Here is a 20131-nt window from a genome sequence, read left to right as displayed (position 1 = left end):
GTTGCGGCTCCTGCTATTTAGTGACGATGCGGGTGTAATTGGACTGTAGATAACGATCCAGCTCCTGCGATGGCCCGGTCCCTTTGGCAGTGATGCGGTACAACTCCATCCGCTCACGCAGGCCGTGGCCTTCCACCTGACTGTTCTCAATCTTGAACTGTTCCGGTTCCGGCAGCTCTTCGATGATATACACCGGCGTGGTACGCAGACGATTATCAATGCCCTGTACCGACTGACTGTAGGTCAGCACAGCATCGGTGGTCTCCCAGACATTCTGATTGCTACTCTGGGTACCGGTGACTACCTTCCATTTGGGGGTGTCGCTGTCGCTGACGTTATATTTGCCGTGACCAAGCTTGGTGGTGAGGATGGCATTGTCCGAGCTGATATAGGACTCCGCCTCCTGCAGGGAGCTTTCTGCCAGAATGCCTGCCAGCTGCGTATCCTCGGCGTTGGTTTCCATCTTCTGCGTCAGGTTGGTCATGCGATAGGCGCTGATGCCGATCACCATCAGCAGCGCCATCATCACGATACAGACCAGCAGCGCAGCGCCCCTTTGCCGACCGGCTCTCAGGTTATGCGTCAGGACTCTTGGTGTGGTCATTACTCAGCTCTCCCGCATCAGGGCAACATTGGGCAGCCAGAAGGTGTTCTCAAACGCCTGGCGCATACGACTGCTGACAGCCGTCGTGACATTGCTGCCAAGCAGCGAGAAGGTCTTGGCACTGGAGCCCTGATCGGTCGACACCGTCGAGCTAATAATCAGCCCAACCCGCACCGCCGCAATGTGGGTCTTGTCAGTGGTGGACGCAGCCGCCAGCTGGGTAGTCTGCAGCCACTTATCGATGGCGTTGTCTTCATCGCTGTCCACCCCAAACAGCAGGCGCATCCCTTCGATGCCCTGCACCAGCGACTGGGTCTGATTCTTGGTATTGGTATCGTGGCCACTGACGGTACAGTACAGCGCCAGATCACTGGCCATGTAGAGTTTCATCACCACCGTATCGCCACTGACGACGCTCTGGCCAAGGCAGTCGAGGGTGCTGCCATCGCTGTTGCCCTGCAGACGGACATACAACATATCGGGACTGCCGGTAATAGTGGTACTGCGAACGCCGGACACCACCTGCGCGGCAGACCAGGCAATCCCCCCCGAAGTGGAGGAAGCCGCGGTATCGGCCGCAAACTCCGTGCTCAGGGATTTCACCGGGTTAGAGGTGAAACCGGCGTGATTGATCTGGGTGCGCAGCAGTGACTGGATATAACCGGCACTGTCCTGAATGCCTGCTGAAGCCGAGATACTGATATAGGTCTGGCGACCGCTCAGCATCACATCGGTCGCCGCCAGCACCAGTACCACCCCCAGTGCCAGAGAGATCATCAGCTCAACCAGTGTTACACCGCGCTGACGCTGTAGCGATTGGCTTCTCATCAGGCTCATAACTGCACCATCAGCTGATAACAGGCCATGTCCGTGCTCTCATCCCATTCTTCCTTGTTGCAGTTGAGGCCGGTGACACCGCTACGGTTCTCATCCCAGTAAATGCGTACCTGATACAGGTTGCCGCCGGTGTTACTCAGTTGAATACGGCCAGAGGGCAGGCTGGCCTCCACCCGGGTTTTCCAGTCGGCCAGTGCCTGCTGGGCATCGGTGCAACTGGTGCAACTGCCGCCGGTCTGGCTGTCGAAATTGTTATAGGTAGCAATATTGCCGCGATCTCCCAACAGCCGGCCGGAAATATCCTGAGCCAGGGTGACGGCCTGACCACGCTGATTGGCCAGCTGAGATTCGCGCAGGGTATTCAGATGCAGTGCGGCTGAACCAAGCAAACCCGCAGCCAGCACCAGCAGGGTGATTAACACTTCCAACATACCGACCCCCCGTTGCCAAGAAGGCAGAGTAGCCGGGAGCGCGCTATGGTCACTTCGATGACGGATCATCATCCATCCCCCAGGGAAAAGTGCAGAGAGGCGCGGGAGTCTTGTCGGGCTGCACGTTAGTGTTGCGGAGACTGAAACAAGTCGAAAAATTTGGAGCTATTATGGCAACACAGCCACTTTACAAAGCGCTTACTGTGTTTGCAACCGGACCTAAGTCAGTAGCGGCTGCCCGCCACAGAGGCTAAGCAGCACTTCTGTGAATGGCAGAAGAAGGGGAATCATTGGCGGGGTCGCGATGCATCGTGGCAGAGCAGCCAATCCATCGCTACTGGCTGGTCACGACTGAGCGCCGGGACCAGCCGGTGATACGTTATTTCCAGCAGCTACTGCCAGAGCTGCCCGAGGCCCCCTTGGCGCCGGTTTCATCCAGCGACAGGGTGCCGCAGGCGCTGTCATTGCTGGCCTGAGTACTTTGCGGTGCGGCCTCCAGGCTATAGCTGCGACTGGCCACGGCAGACAGGCTGAAGGTGTAATAGCTGGACAGCTCAGTAGAGCAGTCAAGGGTGGGCAGGCTGACTGCTGTGCCGGAGCTGGTCTCGGCATAGCTCAGGTTGGTGGCATAAAAACGCTCCATATACAGCGCGTACTGCGACAGGCAGGCTTCGGCGGCGGAGCGGCGACTTTCGGTGACGTAGCGCTGATAACTGGGATAGGCGATGGCAGCCAGGATGCCAATCACCGCCACCACGATCATCATCTCGATCAGGGTAAACCCCCGCGCCTGACCGGATCGTACCGGGGCAACAGACCTGTTGTTTCGCTTCATCGTCCTCTCACTTCGTTATCGCTGCAGGTTAGTAGTTGCGGATCTCACGCCAGGAGGTTTTCCCCAGATTGGTATAGGTATCCACATCAGAGGAGCTGACGTTCCCGGAGTTATCAGAACTGTAGAGCTTGTTACCGACCAGTGAACCATTGGAGGTGGCGGTGCTTGAGCCAATACCGCTGCCGACCTGACTGCTGTTGATCTTGTCGCTGGCATCCACCGTGCCGTCGTTGTTGATATCAAAGACGCCGTTCTTGCTACTGGTGGAGGCACTGGTCATGTAGGGATAAATACCCATGGTGTAGCTGCTGCCGCCCTGTGAGCAGTCATCGTCATCGGGGATCAGGGTCGTGGCCACCAGGTAGTTACGCAGCATCTGTGGGGTATAAATCACCCGCTCACCCTCATTGCCGTTATTGGGCGAAATCAGGTTGAGATACCAGCCCCGCGTGCTGGTCTTGCTGCTCTGACCACTGGCGATCACCACCGAGCGCACCATCAGGCCGTCACTGTTAGTGTATTCATCCTGAATCTTCAGCTTGAGCAGGTTGCTGTTATCACTGAATGCCGTGCCGGTATCGCTGATGCCATAAATAGCCTGCACATTCTTACTGTCCGGGTCAGAAGTGCCGAGATACAGGCCGGTGCCAAAGAATACCCACAGACTGCCGGAGGAGGAGTCGACACTGAGAGCCAGCCCGGCCGTGACAGGCTGCCGGGTGTCACTGCTGCCATCGGTATATTCCGCAGTGAACAGCGGCTTACTGCTGTAGCTCAGCCCCCAGTCACTGGTACTGGTGCTGCTGAGATCGAACTTCCAGATATTGCCGTACAGGTCGCCAGCGTAGAAGTAATCGAAGTTACCATCCCGGTCACTGTCGTAACCGGCGACGCTGGCCAGCCCGTTAGGATCAGCGGCCGTGCCGATGCCGGTATCGATTTTCTTGATCAGCGCCCCGGTTTCCAGATTGATCACCAGCAGCTCTGCCGTATTGCTGGTGCCGTTGTAGCCATTGCCAACAATAGCAGCCCACGTCCCGTTATTCAGGCGGGCAATCACCGGCGTACCGAGGAACTGGCCCAGATCGGTATCGGTGTATTCCCACAGCACCTTGCTGGCTGAGAAGCTGGTCGGATCGGTCACATCGAGGGCAAACAGGGACTTGCCACCACGACCGGTACTGCCGACCAGAACTGACTTCCAGCTGCTGCTGATATAGGCATCACCCACAGTGACATCGCCGTCCATCATGTATTCGTGGGTATAGCTGCTGCTGGTGAGATCAGGCAACTTGCTCAGCATCTCACTGGGAATGTAGGCCAGCAGCTCCTTGCCGGCACTGCTGCCACTGGCGGCAAAGCCGTGCAGCATGCCATCGTTGCCACCGACATAGACCATATCCTGACGCGCAGCATTGGCGGTTCTGAAGGCGCTGTAACTGCTGGCGCCAGTCCAATGGTAGCGGTAGTAGTTCTTAGAAGGCACATCCTGATAGAACGGATTCGAGTCGACGAAATCACCCAGCACCGTGCTGCGGTTGCGATAGGAGCCGCCATTACTGATTTCGCTGGCGGTATTGCCACGCAGATAGTTGACCACGGCCTCGCTGCCCAGCACCGTTTTCTGTGCTGTGGCCAGCGAGCTCCACTTGAAATCCACCGTGGTGTAGGTGCTGCCACCGCCCAGCACAATATTGCGCGTGCTGTAGCTGGGTACGTTCTTTGATGCTTTCCAGCTGATCACCGGGTCCACGCTGGAGTCGGACACATCGTAAGCCCACAGATCACCGGTCCAGTCGCCCGAATAGTAACGCGGCTGGAACAGCATGGAGTCGGTTTCCAGCGCGTTGCCGTTGTTGGTCAGGCTGGCGTTGGTGGACGTGCGGCTGGCAATGGTGGCGAGGGCATCCTGCAGCGCCTCGGCAAATTCTTCCGGGTTGGAGGCCGCCACGAACGTACCGCGACTGTTGACCGTGGCGTGCCACAGGTCATCGATTTTGTATTCATCGGAGCTAGTCGGATTGGGCCAGCTTTTGGTGCCGGCGGTCAGCGCACTGAGATCAGAATCAGGGTCCAGCGAGCCACTGACACCGATGGAAATGCCAAAGGTCACCATATGCTGCCAGAACGCCGGGTCATTGGTAGAGGTAGTGACATTGTTAGCCAGATCGGTGCGGATATCCTTTTTCCAGTAGGTCATGGCGATATCCGCCAGGGTATCGCTGTAGTCATCCTTATAGGGCGCCACCGCGGCATAGGTATAGCTGGTGTTGCCGTCGGCACTGGTGATCTTCGAGCCCGCACTGTTATCGGCGTTGCCAACCGTGCTGCTGAGGGAACCGTTCCAGTAGCCGTCGGTGGTCAGGATCGCATAGTTCTGCCGGCAGCTGACCGATGTCGGTGTCATCGGGTCGGTCACCCCTGACTTATTACCGGAATAGTATTCCCCCGCCCACTGCAGGGCACTGCGCAGTGGCGTACCACTGGTGCCAATGGTGGAGGTCAGCAGGTTGGTGTAGAAGTTCTGCTTGTTGGTACTGGAGAAGGTACCGGAGGTGGGTATGTACTGGGTCGTTCCGCCGTTGATGGTGCGAAAGCCCACCCGGTAGTTGCTGCCGAGGCTGGCAAAGGCAATGCTGGCGCCGGCACGGGCGGCCAGAATACGCGAGCGGTAGTACTGGAACCAGTTAGCGAAGTTCTGCCGCTCCTCAAGCACCGTGCGGGTAATAGTTCCCCAGGTGAAAGAGGTGACGCTGGACTCGGTAGTGCCACTCAGGTCTTTCTTGTAAGCACTGGAGCCCCGAATCTGATAACGGATGTAGTTGGAGATGGTCTCAACGCTGCCACTGCCCTTGTACATATAAAAAGTGATGGGGTAGAAGGACATGGCGCAGTTATAGGAGCGGTTGTTTCCCGAACCGCAACTGGTGGCGTAGTACGCCGAGGAGCGGCTGGTGGTGCTGTAGAACCAGTACGCTTTCTGGCTCTGCTGGGTGGTCAGGTTGAGAGTGCCGGCCGAGGTGTTGCTGGGGTTGTAATAGGCAGCAGTCGGTGAAGCATCGCCCATGGAGCTGCCGGTATAGGCTTTCCACGGGGTATAGGTGATATAGGGGTTATAGAACACCGCATTATTGTGCGGTGAGCGGTCATGCACGCTGGACAGGTTGTCGTCACTGAAGGACGGCACCTGATTGGTATAGGTATCCCCGCCGTAAACACTGTCTGGCCGCGGGAACAGGTAGTAGGAGTAATACAGATCAGAGTCGGGCATGAACTCCCACTGCATGGAGCCGGAGTCATCGAGCAGAAACATGATATTGGGCGCCACCGTGGTCCCCAGCAGCAGCGGCGTGCTGGAGATATCCACCGAGGCCAGCGCCGCGCGCAGCGGCAATGCGCCACAGAGCAGGCCCAGTGCCAGTGCCGCCAGCCGCTGGCGCAGTGAACTCGATCGTTTCATCTTCCCCTCCTCATCGCCAGTAGATCGCCTGCAGCATCACCTGTGCCCGGTCAGCCGCATTGCTGCGGGCAGTGATGCGATACACATCACGCAGGCAGTCGGCGGGCACATCAGTGGTCTGGTCGCAGCCGGGCGGATCGGGCCAGGTGCCCAGGTATTCAATAATGTACTGCGGTGCGGTCGGCACCAGATCACCCAGATCACTGCTGGCATCCAGCCAGACCGTATCGCTGTCTTCCCAGCGTGGCGTGCCATCGGCATTCGCTTCGGTATAGAGGCCACTGGTGTTGGAAAAACTCGGCAAGGTGGCGGTGGTATCCGGGTCCAGATAATCCTCCGCTTCCTGCAGTGCCGATTCTGCCGCCTGAAAGGCCAGCGTCTGATCATAATTATTCGCTACCATGCGTTCCTGCAGTGACGTGGTACGGGTCGCCGCCACCGCCAGTACAGTGATGATCAGCAAGGCCACCAGCGTGATCAGCAAGGCCATGCCCTGTTGCCCGCTGGACTGTCGCAAGCCTGTTCTCATCAGCGATTCCTCAGGGCAGTGACAAAGGTGAGCGTGCGTTGCAGCCGTCCGCTGTCGGTGGACGTGCTGGTGCTGACATTAGTATCAGTACTGGCCAGACCCAGCGTCGTCTTAACTGCGACTACGGTACTCCAGTCTGTCACGCTGCCGGCGCTGACATAACTGGTGCTGCCGCTGACCATATAGGTAAAAGCCAGCGAGCTGACCCCTTCGACCATTTCCTGCACGGTCTGACTGCTGCCGTTGTCCTGCACCATCCGGTACAGCGAGGTGCCGGAGGTGCGGCCGTTATAGCCCAGATACCACACCACGGCGCCCAGACGGGTGACGTAAGCGCCCTCACCATAGACCCGTGCAGTAGTCGGGCAGCCGCTGCTGACATACCCCATCAGCGCCGCACAGTTGCCCGGCGAACCTGATTTGGCATACCCCACCGTGGAGGAAGCCACACTGGTGACCTGAAAGATGGTGGCCTGTTCCGGGTCACAAATCATCGCGATATCGCCGGAGCTGAAGCCGCTGGTGCTGGCCAGTGACAGCGTGGCAGAGCCACTGTTCTGGCCGGTCAGATAGGTTTCGTTGTTATCAGCGTAGATCACCTGCAGTGCCTGTGAACCTGAAACCCGCTCCTGCGCACTGGTGCCAAAATCGATATCGGCTACGTCTTCACTGGCGCTGTAGCCTTTCAGGCTTTCATCCCACTCCGACCACCAGTCGCTCCCGGAGTTATTGAGAATATTGAGGGTACGCTGCGAGCCGCAGCCATTGAAAGAAGCCGCGCGTATGTCCTGCCCCAGCAACTGCGACACCAGCAGGGCGTTCTCCTGAATGGTGGCCAGATTAGTCTGGGTGCTGAAACTGCTTTTCCCGGCCAGAATAACGCCGGTGACACTGAGGGTGATCAGGCTGCCGAGGATCAGTGAAATCATCAGCTCAATCAGACTCAGACCCTGCTGATAACGGAGGCAGGTACGCATCGCCAGACGACTCACATCAGCACCGTCGACACCAGCGTCTGGGCGGCGGCACCCTCCAGCGCCCGGCTGTCGTCGTAACGGATGGTGATGGTGCACAGCCCGTCGGTACAACTGACCGCACCGCAGGCACCGTCTCCCAGCGTACCGATAATAGTGGTACGCCACTCGCTCAGGTCCACATCGGCACGGCTGCTGCCGGTGGGTAGCGGACAGCTGTCAGTACTGCTGGTACTGAATGCCAGACTGTAGCCGTCGCTTTTCGCCACACTGGCATTGGCACGCATACGCTCGACAATATCGTTAACCAGCACCACCGCATTGGCCCGGTCAAAGGAGCTCTGGTTGTTACGCAGGCTGCTGGTCTGCAGGGCAGCGACCCCCAGCAGGCCAATGGCCAGCACCATCAGCGCGACCAGAATTTCAATCAGCCCGACACCTCCCTGACGGCGGGGCGGCAACACGCGGCCTGACCCAGACCGTATACGGTAACAGCGGTCCGGGTGCGGCACAGAGAGGGCTTCCTGCCAGAGGCGGCGGCTGGGCACTGATCTTACTCCTGATATCAAGGATCACTGGGCTGACTGCAGGCACCGTCATCATCCGCGGTACTGACCCAGGTACGACCGCCGGAGATCATGCTGACCTCACGCACGTTGTCGGTCACGGCGCTGCTGGGACGACAGAGGGCAAAGGTACCCGACACCAGATCGCGACTGCTGGCAATCTGATAGGCAAAACCGTTGGCACTGAAGCGCACCCGGTTGCCCTCGGCGCCCAGTGCCGCACTGGAAATCAGCTCGTAGCTGTCACTCAGACTGTAGCTGCGCAGAATGGTTTCACCCGCATCACGCACATTGTCGCCATCGCTATCAACAAACACGATCCAGCCACCCCAGCTGCCGGCCACATCGCTGGTGGTGCAACTGGACTGGTCATCACTGCGGCAGAACACCACGTTCTCCCTGACCCGGATCGCCTCACTGCGCGCCAGCTGCAGGTCACGGCGCAGATCCTCGGCACGTGAACTCAGGTTGGCCGAGGCAATCATGCTGGTAAAACTCGGCACCGCCACCGTAGCCAGTATGGCCAGCACGGCAATGGTCACCATCAGCTCAATCAGGCTGAACCCAGCGACGGCACCTTGACGCGGCGAACCCTGAACTCTCATCTGCACAACCTGTTCACTGTGATTAAGCCCGGCCAGCGGAGGGATAACGCCACCTCATACCCGCACAGGCACCTGCTATTTAACATTTCGGACGGCTTCTCACCCTAGCGACTTTGCAGTTTATTGACCATAAATTGACCGTCATTCGGGTGATGTATCCGGCACGGCAATCGGTTCTGCTCAAAACTTAGTCAAATAGTTTTTACCGACAAAGCCTGCAACCTCAAGCTGATACGCATGGAAACCTCATGCCAGATCAATCCAGACCGTAACGTTCCATCTTTTTCAGCAGCCCCTGCCGTGACAATCCCAGCTGCAGGGCGGCATGGGTGCGATTACCGTCACAGTCCTGCAGGGCCTGACTAAGCAGACGGATTTCCAGTGCCCGTACCTGAGCTTCGAGGCTCTGATCCTGACTGTCGGGCGCTGCCACACTGCGGCTGCGGCTCTGCGGGTGCAGCAGGGCGATGTCTTCCATGGTGATGACCCGGCCCTGACTGATCGCCGCCACACTTTCCAGCGTACTGCGTAACTCACGCACATTGCCCGGCCACGGCCGGCTGATAAACCAGTCCAGCGCCTCTGCCGAGGGCGAGGGGGCCGGCATGTTCATCTTCACTTGCCACTGATCGAGAAAGTAGCGCAGCAGCTGCGGAATATCTTCGGGTCGCTCACTTAACGCCCGGGTTTCAATGGTGACCCCCTTGATGCGGTAGTAGAGGTCTTCGCGGAAGCTGCCCTCCGCCACCTTGTCCAGCAGATGAGCATTGGTGGCCGACACCAGCCGTACATTGATGTGCTGCAATTCGCGACCACCGACCGGATAGAAGGTACCTTCCTGCAGTACCCGCAGCAGCTTGACCTGCATCGGCAGCGGCATTTCGCCAATTTCATCGAGAAACAGGGTGCCACCATCGGCCAGCTTGAGCAGGCCCGGCCGCTCACGATCTGCTCCGGTAAACGCGCCCTTGGTGTGGCCAAACAGTTCGCTTTCCAGCAGGTCGGCCGGGATCGCGCCACAGTGGACCGAGATAAACGGCCCGCTGGCGCGCTGACTGAGATCATGCAGCGCGCGGGAGATGACCTCTTTGCCGGTGCCGGACGGTCCGGTCACCAGCACCCGCACGTCGGTGGCGGCAATGCGCTGCACCAGCGCCCGGATCGCTTCCATCGACGGCGACGCGCCAATCAGCCGGCTCAGGGCCTGTTCCTTGCCCAGACCCCGCTTGAGCTGCAGCAGTTCCTTTTCCAGCTGATGCTTGCTCAGTGCCCGCCGCACAACCACCGCCAGCATGTCCGGGTCGATGGGTTTGGCGAGGAAATCCCAGGCGCCCTGACGAATGGCCTCCAGTGCCAGTTCACGGTCACCGTGGCCCGTCAGGATAATGACCGGCCGCGAGGCAAACTCCGGCACCGCGGCCAGGGTGGTCATCGGGTCGAAGGTCGGCGGTAACGACAGATCCAGCAGCATCAGATCGGCATCGAAGTGTTTGACCACCTCACGGGCCGAGGCGATGTCAGCCGCCGTTTCCACGGTGTAGCCGGAGTCGCTCAGCCAGCGGCTGGCCAGCGAGCGGAACGCCGGCTCGTCATCCACCAGCAGCAGGCGGGGCTGGGTCAGGTGACTCATAAGGAGGACTCCTGTGCAGCGATAAAGGGAATGTCAGCCGCATCGCCCTGCGCAGCAGCAGGCGCGGCGAAGAACAGCTCGAAGCTGACCGGCCAGCCGAGGTCGGCACGATAACGGATATAGCCACCGTGGGCCTCCATGATCCGTCGCACGATGGCCAGCCCGAGGCCACTGCCACCGGGGCGCTTGCTGACAAAGGGGCGGAACAGCGAGGTCGCCAGCTCATCAGGCAGTGCCGGGCCGTTGTTATGCAGGCGGATCACCCCATGGCTGTCCGCCTCGATACGCAGGCAGCCATCGGCCTGATTGCGGATAAAGGCCAGCGCATTGTCGATCAGATTGACCAGCACCTGCTGCACCCGGTGAGGGTCAGCGTTAATTTCCAGCCCCTCAGTCATCGCCAGCTCATGGCGCACTCCGTGCCAGTCCACATGCACCAGCAGGGCCTGCACCATGGCCTGCAGCTGAATCGGCTGGCGCTGCAGCGTCAGTTTGCCGGAGTAGATCAGCATGTCGGAAATCAGCCGGTCAGCCCGTTTGATCTGCGTCTGGATATGACCACGGGTCTCGGCATCCGCACCGGCGGCGGCCATGGCAATGATATTCAGCGGATTGCGCAGCTCGTGAGCCATCGCCGCCGACAAGCCGCCCAGCTCCACCAGATGCTGCTCCGCCAGCCGCGCCCGTTCGGCTTCGGCCAGCATCAGTGAACGCTCCAGTACCCCGCAACTGCTGGCCAGCAGCGAGCCGAACACTTCACCGGTCAGGCGCAGCGCCGGGGTGATGTCACTCCAGTCCAGCAGCTCAAACTCCCAGGCACCGCCCAGCTGGCGACACTGGATACACGGATCATTGCCACTGCGCGGCGACGGCTCATAACGCCCCAGAAAACGCACCTGCACCGGTTGACCGAGCTGGTGAGAAATCAGCGACTGCGCCACCACGCCGAGATCATCCCAGCTCTGCGCCGTCTTCAGCTGGTTACGCCAACGATCCAGCAGCAGCTGATCCAGCTTCAGGCCGGGGTACACCAGCCGCCCCACCAGCGTATTCAGCGGCTGATAGAGCAGGGCCGCCAGCACCAGCACCAGCGCGGAATACAGCCACAGCTGCCAGCCCGGCACGTTGGCCAGCGCCTGCATCCCCAGCTGTCCGGCCAGTGCGCCGAGCAGGGCGATGACCCCCAGTATCAGCAGCATCATGCCCACCCACAGCAGGGCACGATTGACCCAGGCATTGACCTCCAGAATCTGATAGCGCACCACACCGTAGACCAGCACCACCACGTAGGACGGTAACAGCAGCATGGGGTAGGGGTAGGTATCCAGCCCCAGAGAAGGGAAGACAAAACTGGTGGCCAGCAGCAGCCCCCAGCCACCGGAAACAAACATCGCCACGATGGAGCGCCGGCGGTTGCCCTGATGGGTGAGGAAGCCCCAGCTCAACACGCCGTGGGCCAGTATACCGACCAGCACCGAGTAGGCGAGGTTGAACCAGCCGCTGGAGCTGAAGACAAAAAACTGATGGAAGGAGGCTACCGCCACCGCCGTGCCGCCCTGCAGCCACCAGCTCAGTAGCACCACCGCCATGCTCAGGGCATAAATCAGCCCCATGCTGCGTTCCAGCCGGTCCAGCCACGGCTGACGGGCGACGCCGCGGTTGACGAAGCGCACGGCAAAATCGAGGAAGAAGGTTGGCATCAGCGGGTTGGCCAGCACCAGCATCACCCCCAGCGCCGTGAGGTGATGGAAGATCGCCACATGGCCGGCGCACCACAGCGCCATCATCAGGCCAAAACCGGCCAGGGCAATCAGGTCACGCTGGCGCTGTGACTGCCACAGCAACCAGCCGGATACCAGCAAGGCACAGCCACTGGTAACCATCATCATGATTTCAAACGCTGTCTGCAGTGACATAGGGCTCCGCTTTACTGAATTGACACCAGACGCTGTCAACACTGTTGACAGTTTACCTTAGCAGGACTGTCAACGCTGTTCACAGCGGTTTTCACCACCCGCCAAAGTGTTGATGCAAATCAATGACTTACGATAACTATTTGAATTGGCACGAGTTTCGCTAAACAGGTAGTCAGCAGACTATGAATTTTTCGTGCCGGGTTTTCACCGTCAACGCGTTTGACGCCGAAAAGCAGTCACACGGCACCCGCGCAAAGGCCGCCGGTCAGGCAGGCCAGACACGCATCAGCTCTTTTCGTCCGGGTGGAGAACCGATCACCCTTTCCACCCGGACCCTTTACACCCTGAATGCAGGCCGGCCAGAAGAAACCCGCCGATACCGCCGTGAGGTATTGGCCAGAGCAGAGTTTCTCACCGGTCAAACCGTGAGTTCGGGAGCCGCTGCCCAGGTGCAGCACCGTCCAGGAAGCGCAGGACGGTGCTGGAGGCAGCGGCCCCTTTTTAGCTTTAATGTTGCTGGAGCCAAGACCATGCTTTCCCACCTGCTGCACGAATACGCCGCCTTCTTCGCCGTCCTCGCCCTGGCCGCCACCCCGGCTGCCATCCGCTACTACCGACTCAGCAAATCCGGCAAAACCGCCGCTGCACACTGATGTCATCCGTGTCCGCATTTTTTACGTACGACTGAAGCTACGTTCTGCGGGCACTGTGACGATCTGCTGCCGTGACGGTGGATCGTCTGTTGCTGGCCCCACACCAGCATCTGAAGTAGGAGCCGTACCATGGACCTAGATGCCGCGCTGCTGTCGCGAATCCAGTTCGCCTTTACCGTCAGTTTTCACATTATCTTTCCCGCCATCACCATCGGCCTTGCCACCTTTATCGCTATCTGGGAAGGGCTGTGGCTGAAGACCCGTAATCCGCTGTACCTGCAGCTGGCCAAATTCTGGATCAAGCCCTTTGCCATCACCTTCGGTATGGGGGTGGTTGGCGGTATCGTGCTGTCCTACGAGTTTGGTACCAACTTTTCCGAATTTTCCCACAAGGTCGGCGCCGTTCTTGGCCCGCTGATGGCGTACGAAGTGCTGACAGCGTTCTTCCTCGAAGCTGGTTTCCTCGGCGTGATGCTGTTTGGCTGGCAGCGGGTCAGTGAGAAGGTGCATTTCATCTCCACGCTCACCGTCGCCATCGGCACCTGGATTTCCGCCTTCTGGATCATTGTCGCCAACTCCTGGATGCAGACCCCGGCCGGTTATATCGAGGTAGACGGCGTCTTTCAGGTGGCCAGCTGGATGGAGGTCATCTTCAACCCCTCCATGCCCTACCGCTTCATGCACATGCTGATGGCCGCCCTGATCACCGGCACCTTCGTGGTCGGTGGCGTCAGTGCCTGGTTCCTGCTCAAGGGCCGTAACCTCGACTTCGCCAAAAAGGGCTTCTCCATGGCCATGTGGGCGGCACTGGTGCTGGCCCCGACACAGGCGGTGATTGGTGATTTCCACGGTCTGGTGGTGAAAGAACATCAGCCCGCCAAGCTGGCAGCAATGGAAGGCATCTGGCCGGCGAAAGAAGAAAAGGTACCGCTGCTGCTGTTCGCCATCCCTGACGAAAAGGCAGAGACCAACCATCTGGCCATTGGCATTCCTCATCTGGGCAGCCTGATCCTGACCCACAGCTGGGCCGGTGAGGTGACCGGGCTGAAAGCCTTCGCTCCTGAGGACCGCCCGCCGGTGAAGCCGGTGTTCTACTCCTTCCGCATCATGGTCGGTCTGGGTGTGCTGATGATCCTGATTGCCTTCGCTGCTGCCTGGCTGCGCTGGAAAGGCAAACTGTATGACTGCCGCCTGCTGCACAAAGCCTGCTTTCTGATGATTCCCAGTGGTGTGATTGCCACCCTGTTTGGCTGGTATGTGGTGGAAATTGGCCGTCAGCCGTGGCTGGTCTACGGGCTGGTGCGCACCATGGACGTGGTCTCGCCGCTGCCTGCCTCGCGGGTGCTGTTCTCCCTCAGCCTGTTTGTTATCACCTACTCGCTGCTGTTCGGGGTGTATCTGTACTTTATGCGCAAGCTGATCCGTAAGGGCCCACCGACCCTGGACTTCCTGCAGCAGCAGCGTATCGGTGTCGACTCCCCGGGCTACGCGCTGGCGCTGGTCAAACAGGTAGGACATGAAGCGTCACTGCATGCCGACCATACACCGGGGCATTATGGCTCGGTAGACGGCAGCGCTACTGACCCCCGTGATCACAGTGACAAGCCGGAGGGCCGCTAAGATGGAATGGGCACTGCTGTACTTCCTCATCATGGGCTTTGCCATCCTGATGTATGTGCTGCTGGATGGCTTCGATCTGGGCCTCGGTATTCTTTACCCGTGGTTTGACAGCGAAGCAGAGCGCGACCACATGATGCGCTCCATCTCCCATGTCTGGGATGGCAACGAAACCTGGCTGGTGTTTGGCGGGGTGGTGCTGTTTGCTGCCTTTCCGCTGGCCTACAGCACCATACTGTCAACGCTGTATACACCGATCATCATCATGCTGATCGCGCTGATTTTCCGCGGTGTGGCCTTTGAGTACCGGTTCAAGTCGCATCGCTCCAAACCCCTGTGGGATCTGGCCTTTGCTGCAGGTTCGACGGTGGCAGCGATGTGTCAGGGGATGATTCTTGGTGCCATCGTGCAGGGCGCTGATATGAGCCAGCCGGTATATGACCGTCTGAACTGGTTCTCACCCTTTACCATCCTTACCGGCTTTGCCGTGATGGCCGGGTATGCACTGCTGGCCTGCTGTTATCTGCGGATGAAGAGCCGCGGCGAGATTGCCCTGCGTGCCGCCCATCTGGGCCGCCGGCTGGTGATCTGGGTGATGCTGGGCATGGCGCTGGTCAGCCTGTGGACCGTCATCGCCGAACCTGAAATCCGCCAGCGCTGGCTGGGTGGCCTGCGTTTTCTGATCCTGCTGCCCCTGCCGCTGATCAGTATTATCTGCGCCGTGCGGCTGTTCCGTGATCTGCGTGACCCAGCCCACGAGCAACGGCCATTCTATCTGGCCGCCGCACTGTTCCTGTTCGGCTTTGCCGGACTGGTGGTGAGCCTGTTCCCCTACCTGATTCCGCACAGCCTGACGCTATGGCAGGCGCAGGCGCCGGAGTCCACCCTGAAGTTCATGCTGGTGGGCGTGTGTTTCTTCCTGCCCATGGTGTGCCTGTACACCTTCTGGGGCTACCGCATTTTCAGCGGCAAGGTGGAAGACTTCGAGGAAGGTTATTGAGCTGAGGAGATTGATGATGAGCAATGCCGAAAAACTGCAGTCTGACGCTTTTCAGCCACTGTCACAGCCCGTTGCGAAGACCGAGAAATCGTCTTCCTGGCTATGGTTTGCTGGCTTGTATCTTGGTGGTGTCGCCGTGCTAACTCTGGTGGCCAGTACGATCAAGTGGGGAATGCATTTCCTCTGATCGTGCTGACTTCACCCTTCACTGCCAAGTGAGCCAGAGCCCGGTTTCCTGATGGAGACCGGGCTTTTTTACATCTGCCCTGACCGCGGGCCTGACCCGGTCAGAACTGGGGCCGCTCCGGCTCCTCCGTCAGGAAGGTATCGTCCGCATCCGGGGCGTCCATCAGGTCAGCCAGACGCTGCAATGATGCCACCAGCATGCCTTTTTCCCACTCCGGCAACTCCTTGAAACGGCTGACGAAATGCGCCTGCATCGGCTCGGGAGCCTGCTCCAGCAGCTGACGGCCCTTGTCGGTCAGCAGGGCGTGAACCTTGCGTTTGTCTTCCTGACTGCGCTCACGGCTGACCAGCCCGTGGGCTTCCAGACGGTCAATGATGGTGGTCACGGTAGCCTGCGACAGGTTGACCTGAGTGGCCAGTGCACGAATCGGCACCACCCCGAGCTTACTGATGGCCTGCATGATCAAAAGCTGTGGCGTGGTCAGGCCGGACTTCTTCTTCAAACTGCGGGAGTGAATATCGATGGCCTGGATAATGCGTCTCAGGGTGATCAGAACCTGATCGTGTGCGTCTTGGGACATGGAGATCTTCCGGATACGTCGAGCGACTGCTCATTCTCGGCTGCGCCTGCCATGCAGAAATTCCATGGGTCATGTCAGCCTGGAGCGCCACGTTAGCGACTGATTCATTCTTCGTCAATCAATTTGCATTGAAATATTTACTGTTCTAATTAATATCTAAAAAGCAGCACCGTGATGTCAATGATCACCTGCTGCTTTTTTGACCAATCACTTTTTAACCAATTAACCAAAATTAGTGGCTGTCAGATTCATTCTGTCCATGGAAGGACCGATGCCGCGGCATAAGCACGGCAATTTTGCTGTTTTATTGAACAATCGTTGAAGAAAACGTCAGACATGCTGAGGCCACAAGGGAGTGGCGCTGCAGCACGGGGATGAACAATCACATCAAACCCGGTCAAGACGGTTACTTGACGAAAAATTCTTCGGCAACTTTGCTGGCTTATTGCTTACAGCTATAAATCTACTGGAGAAGCGATAATGCGCCATACATCTTCCCCGCTGGCCAGACTGGCCAGGTTCAGCAGTGCCGGGCTGTTAGCCCTGGCGGCAGGTTATGCCACCCAGGCCGCTGCCGCCTGTGAAGTGGATAAAACCATCCACATCACCGGCATGAGCTGGTCGAGCAACCTGTTCATGGCCGAGCTGGCCCGCGACATTCTGGAAAAAGGCTACGACTGCAAAGCCGAACGTATTCCCGGTGAAACCATTGCCATGCTGACCGCCCTGATTCGTGGCGATGCCGACCTGATGCCGGAAATGTGGATGAACACCATGCAGGACCTGTGGGAAAAGGGTAAGCAACAGGACAAGGTAGAAGCCTTTGGCGATACCTATGATCAGGGCGGCGTCGATGCCGAAGCCTGGTACGTGCCCCGCTATGTGGTCGAAGGTGACGAAAAACGTGGCATCAAGGCCATGGCCCCTGATCTCAAATCCGTCAGCGACCTGCCCAAATACAAGGCGCTGTTCAAAGACCCGGAAGAGCCGGAGAAAGGCCGTTTCTACAACTGCCCAACCGGCTGGAACTGTGAAGTGGTGAACTCTAACAAACTGGTGGGCTACGGTCTCGACAGCAGCTTCAGTAACTTCCGCCCGGGTACCGGTGCTGCCCTGAAGGCCGCCATCGCCACTAACTACAAGCGCGGCAAACCCATCGTGTTTTACTACTGGGGCCCCACCGACGTGCTGGGCAAATACGATCTGGTACGCCTGCAGGAGCCTGCCTACGACAAGGCGGTGTTCGACCAGCTGATCAAGCCAGACTCCAAGCCTGATAAGGCCACGGCCTATCCCAAATCCATCATTCTCAAAGCTGCCAACAAGGAGTTCGCCCAACAGGCTCCGCAGATCATGGCGTTCTGGCAGAAGTTCAATCTCAGCAACGACGAGATCAACAAGGTGCTGGCCACGATGGATAACAACAACGTCGAGGCTGAAGACGCCGCCACCCAGTTCCTCAAGGAGCACCCGGAGCAGTGGAGCCAGTGGGTACCTGCCGGGGTGGCCGCCAAAATCAAGGCATCTCTGTAGTCGTTAATCAGCGCGGGCAGGGACGCCCGGTTTGCCCGTCTTCAAAGGTATCTCCCGATGTTTCCCGAATCCCTGACATTCTCCATCGCCGCACCGGTCAACGAGGCCGTTGACTGGCTGGTGATGAATTACGGCGATGGCTTTGAGGCCGTCGCCAATGCCCTGCTGCAGGTACTGGTGCTGCTGGAGCACGGCCTGCGCGCGATCCCCTGGTGGTTACTGATTGCCCTGCTGTCAGGCCTTGGCTGGCTGGCCAGCCGCCACTGGAAGCTGCCGCTGGGCATTGCTCTGCTGCTGTTTGGTCTTGGCTCACTGGGCCTGTGGGATCAGGGTATCCAGACCCTGGCACTGATGGTGATCGCCACCCTGCTGGCAGTCATCATCGGCATCCCCATCGGTATTCTGATGGCCCGTTCTGACCGGCTGCGCATGGTCATGCTGCCCCTGCTCGACATCATGCAAACCATGCCCAGCTTCGTTTATCTGATCCCGGCGCTGATGCTGTTTGGCCTCGGCAAGGTGCCGGCCATCTTCGCCACCATCATCTATGCCGTACCACCGCTGATTCGCCTGACTGATCTGGGCCTTCGTCTGGTCGATCAGGAAGTCATGGAGGCGACCCGTGCCTTCGGTGCCAGCCCCTCGCAGCAGCTGTGGGGAGTGCAGTTACCACTGGCTTTGCCGAACATTCTGGCCGGCGTCAACCAGACCACCATGATGGCACTGTCGATGGTGGTCATCGCTTCCATGATCGGCGCCCGCGGTCTCGGTGAACAGGTGCTGACCGGAATTCAGCGGCTGGATGTGGGTAAAGGGCTGGAGGCCGGGATCGGCATCGTGCTGCTGGCCATTCTGTTTGACCGTATCACTCAGGCTGCCGGTCGCCGCAGCCAGCGCCAGGGCAGGGGGCACTGATGAAGATTCAGGTACAGAACATCTACAAGATTTTCGGGCGCCAGCCCCAGAAAGCGCTGGCCGCCGTCAAGGCCGGTAAAGACAAGGACAGTCTGCTGGCAGAAACCGGCCATACCCTTGGCCTCAAAGACATCAGTCTGGATATCGAAGGTGGCAAGACCTTCGTCATCATGGGTCTGTCCGGCTCCGGCAAATCCACCCTGATCCGCCACTTTAACCGTCTGATTGAACCCACTGCCGGTGACATCAGGGTGGACGGGCAAAGCGTGATGGCGATGAACGATAAGGAGCTGCTGGAGTTCCGTCGTCACAAGATCAGCATGGTGTTCCAGCGTTTTGGTCTGCTGCCGCATCGTCATGTGCTGGATAACGTCGCCTACGGCCTCAGGGTACAGGGCGCAGACCCGTCGGAACGGCAACATAAGGCACGCCACTGGATAGACGTGGTCGGGCTGGCAGGCTATGAGGCCGCCTATCCGGACGAACTGTCCGGCGGCATGCAGCAACGGGTCGGACTGGCTCGTGCGCTCTGTACCGACCCCGACATCCTGCTGATGGATGAAGCCTTCAGTGCCCTCGATCCGCTGATCCGTCGCGAAATGCAGGATCAGCTCATCAGTCTGCAAAGCAGCCTGCACAAGACCATCGTGTTTATTACCCATGATCTGGATGAGGCCCTGCGCCTGGGCAATCGCATTGCTATTCTCAAGGACGGCGAAATCCAGCAGGTTGGCACCCCACAGGAAATCCTGCTGCATCCGGCCAACGCCTACGTCAATGCCTTCGTGCAGGACGTCAACCGCACCAAGGTACTGACGGCCGGGCTGGCACTGGCGGCGGCCGACGTGTTCGACAACACCGCCGTGTTCAATGCCCGCACCCCAGCACAGGAAGCGTTACGCCAGTTGCAGCAATGCCCGGACAGTCACGGCTTTGTCGTTGATGATCAGCAGCATCTGCTGGGCGTCGTACAGCAGCAGGCACTGAGTCAGTGTGATGGTCAGCAGCCACTGGCCACACTGGTGCATCAGGTCGATGCGGTGGCCGAAGATGCCTTGCTGGAACAGGTAATGGAGCAGGTGGCTCATGCTGGCCATGGCATCCCGGTGGTGGACGGTGAACAACGCCTGACCGGCATTCTGACCGCCGAAAGCACGCTGCAAGCCCTGACCGATGAACAGCGTGGGCAGGGCAGCCCGGTCATCACCACCGAGGCTGAGCGCAAAGCCAGTTAGCGTTACCCATCGAGATGGATGGAG

At 59.0% G+C, this 20131-nt stretch carries 19 protein-coding genes; 7 read left to right on the top strand and 12 right to left on the bottom strand.

Features of this window, described 5'->3' with window-relative positions:
- Positions 1–13: 13 nt before the first annotated feature.
- The 11 genes from QCD60_RS11765 to QCD60_RS11715 all read right to left on the bottom strand — a co-directional run bounded on the left by QCD60_RS11765 (position 14) and on the right by QCD60_RS11715 (position 12387).
- The gene (locus QCD60_RS11765) at positions 14–604 is read right to left on the bottom strand and encodes a hypothetical protein (protein WP_279785458.1); all 591 of its coding nucleotides are present in this window, start codon (positions 602–604) and stop codon (positions 14–16) included.
- A 3-nt stretch (positions 605–607) separates the two neighbouring features.
- On the bottom strand, positions 608–1441 hold the full coding sequence (locus QCD60_RS11760) for a PilW family protein (protein ID WP_279785456.1): 834 nt from the start codon (positions 1439–1441) through the stop codon (positions 608–610).
- Positions 1438–1941, bottom strand: coding sequence for a type IV pilus modification protein PilV (gene pilV / locus QCD60_RS11755; protein WP_279787916.1), 504 nt, complete (start codon positions 1939–1941; stop codon positions 1438–1440). The genes QCD60_RS11760 and pilV (QCD60_RS11755) overlap by 4 nt, the downstream gene beginning before the upstream one ends.
- 310 nt (positions 1942–2251) lie before the next feature.
- Positions 2252–2707 (bottom strand): type IV pilin protein, encoded by a 456-nt coding sequence (locus tag QCD60_RS11750; RefSeq protein WP_279785454.1) that lies wholly within the window; start codon positions 2705–2707, stop codon positions 2252–2254.
- A gap of 28 nt (positions 2708–2735) precedes the next feature.
- Positions 2736–6167, bottom strand: a complete 3432-nt coding sequence (locus QCD60_RS11745; protein WP_279785452.1) for a PilC/PilY family type IV pilus protein — start codon at positions 6165–6167, stop codon at positions 2736–2738.
- 10 nt (positions 6168–6177) lie between these two features.
- Positions 6178–6696 (bottom strand): PilX N-terminal domain-containing pilus assembly protein, encoded by a 519-nt coding sequence (locus QCD60_RS11740; protein WP_279785450.1) that lies wholly within the window; start codon positions 6694–6696, stop codon positions 6178–6180.
- Positions 6696–7688 carry a PilW family protein gene (locus QCD60_RS11735; RefSeq protein ID WP_279785448.1) on the bottom strand — a complete coding sequence of 331 codons (993 nt, stop codon included), beginning with the start codon at positions 7686–7688 and terminating at the stop codon, positions 6696–6698. Before QCD60_RS11735 ends, QCD60_RS11740 begins: the two co-directional genes overlap by 1 nt.
- Complete coding sequence (gene pilV / locus QCD60_RS11730; protein WP_279785446.1) at positions 7685–8134, bottom strand: type IV pilus modification protein PilV; 450 nt, start codon at positions 8132–8134, stop codon at positions 7685–7687. Before pilV (QCD60_RS11730) ends, QCD60_RS11735 begins: the two co-directional genes overlap by 4 nt.
- Before the next feature lie 101 nt (positions 8135–8235).
- Positions 8236–8841 carry a GspH/FimT family pseudopilin gene (locus QCD60_RS11725; RefSeq protein ID WP_279785444.1) on the bottom strand — a complete coding sequence of 202 codons (606 nt, stop codon included), beginning with the start codon at positions 8839–8841 and terminating at the stop codon, positions 8236–8238.
- A gap of 256 nt (positions 8842–9097) precedes the next feature.
- Positions 9098–10471: a sigma-54 dependent transcriptional regulator gene (locus QCD60_RS11720; protein WP_347950204.1), complete on the bottom strand. Its 1374-nt coding sequence runs from the start codon at positions 10469–10471 to the stop codon at positions 9098–9100.
- Complete coding sequence (locus tag QCD60_RS11715; protein ID WP_279785442.1) at positions 10468–12387, bottom strand: sensor histidine kinase; 1920 nt, start codon at positions 12385–12387, stop codon at positions 10468–10470. The genes QCD60_RS11720 and QCD60_RS11715 overlap by 4 nt, the downstream gene beginning before the upstream one ends.
- Positions 12388–12569: 182 nt before the next feature.
- Between QCD60_RS11715 and QCD60_RS11710 the strand changes: the two genes are divergently transcribed.
- The 4 genes from QCD60_RS11710 to QCD60_RS11695 all read left to right on the top strand — a co-directional run bounded on the left by QCD60_RS11710 (position 12570) and on the right by QCD60_RS11695 (position 15844).
- Complete coding sequence (locus tag QCD60_RS11710; RefSeq protein WP_279785440.1) at positions 12570–13040, top strand: hypothetical protein; 471 nt, start codon at positions 12570–12572, stop codon at positions 13038–13040.
- Between the two features lie 129 nt (positions 13041–13169).
- The gene (locus tag QCD60_RS11705) at positions 13170–14660 is read left to right on the top strand and encodes a cytochrome ubiquinol oxidase subunit I (RefSeq protein WP_279785439.1); all 1491 of its coding nucleotides are present in this window, start codon (positions 13170–13172) and stop codon (positions 14658–14660) included.
- 1 nt (position 14661) lies between these two features.
- On the top strand, positions 14662–15657 hold the full coding sequence (gene cydB, locus QCD60_RS11700; protein ID WP_279785437.1) for a cytochrome d ubiquinol oxidase subunit II: 996 nt from the start codon (positions 14662–14664) through the stop codon (positions 15655–15657).
- 13 nt (positions 15658–15670) lie between these two features.
- A complete protein-coding gene (locus tag QCD60_RS11695) occupies positions 15671–15844 on the top strand; it encodes a hypothetical protein (protein WP_279785435.1) in 174 nt (57 codons plus the stop codon).
- Between the two features lie 100 nt (positions 15845–15944).
- Here QCD60_RS11695 and QCD60_RS11690 read toward each other — a convergent pair whose 3' ends face one another.
- Positions 15945–16424: a MarR family transcriptional regulator gene (locus QCD60_RS11690; RefSeq protein ID WP_279785433.1), complete on the bottom strand. Its 480-nt coding sequence runs from the start codon at positions 16422–16424 to the stop codon at positions 15945–15947.
- Positions 16425–16904: 480 nt separating this feature from the next.
- Here QCD60_RS11690 and QCD60_RS11685 point away from each other — a divergent pair, with 480 nt between their 5' ends.
- From QCD60_RS11685 to QCD60_RS11675, 3 genes are read left to right on the top strand one after another with little or no spacing between them, the layout of a single operon-like run.
- Positions 16905–17957: an ABC transporter substrate-binding protein gene (locus tag QCD60_RS11685; protein WP_279785431.1), complete on the top strand. Its 1053-nt coding sequence runs from the start codon at positions 16905–16907 to the stop codon at positions 17955–17957.
- A gap of 57 nt (positions 17958–18014) precedes the next feature.
- Positions 18015–18872 carry a proline/glycine betaine ABC transporter permease gene (locus QCD60_RS11680; RefSeq protein ID WP_279785429.1) on the top strand — a complete coding sequence of 286 codons (858 nt, stop codon included), beginning with the start codon at positions 18015–18017 and terminating at the stop codon, positions 18870–18872.
- Positions 18872–20107 (top strand): glycine betaine/L-proline ABC transporter ATP-binding protein, encoded by a 1236-nt coding sequence (locus tag QCD60_RS11675; RefSeq protein ID WP_279785427.1) that lies wholly within the window; start codon positions 18872–18874, stop codon positions 20105–20107. The genes QCD60_RS11680 and QCD60_RS11675 overlap by 1 nt, the downstream gene beginning before the upstream one ends.
- The last annotated feature ends 24 nt before the right edge of the window (positions 20108–20131 follow it).

Source organism: Pokkaliibacter sp. MBI-7 (assembly GCF_029846635.1).
In the GTDB taxonomy this organism is placed as follows: Bacteria; Pseudomonadota; Gammaproteobacteria; order Pseudomonadales; family Balneatricaceae; genus Pokkaliibacter.
The sequence above is the reverse complement of the archived record's forward strand: the minus strand, read 5'-3'. Positions and strand labels throughout refer to the sequence as shown.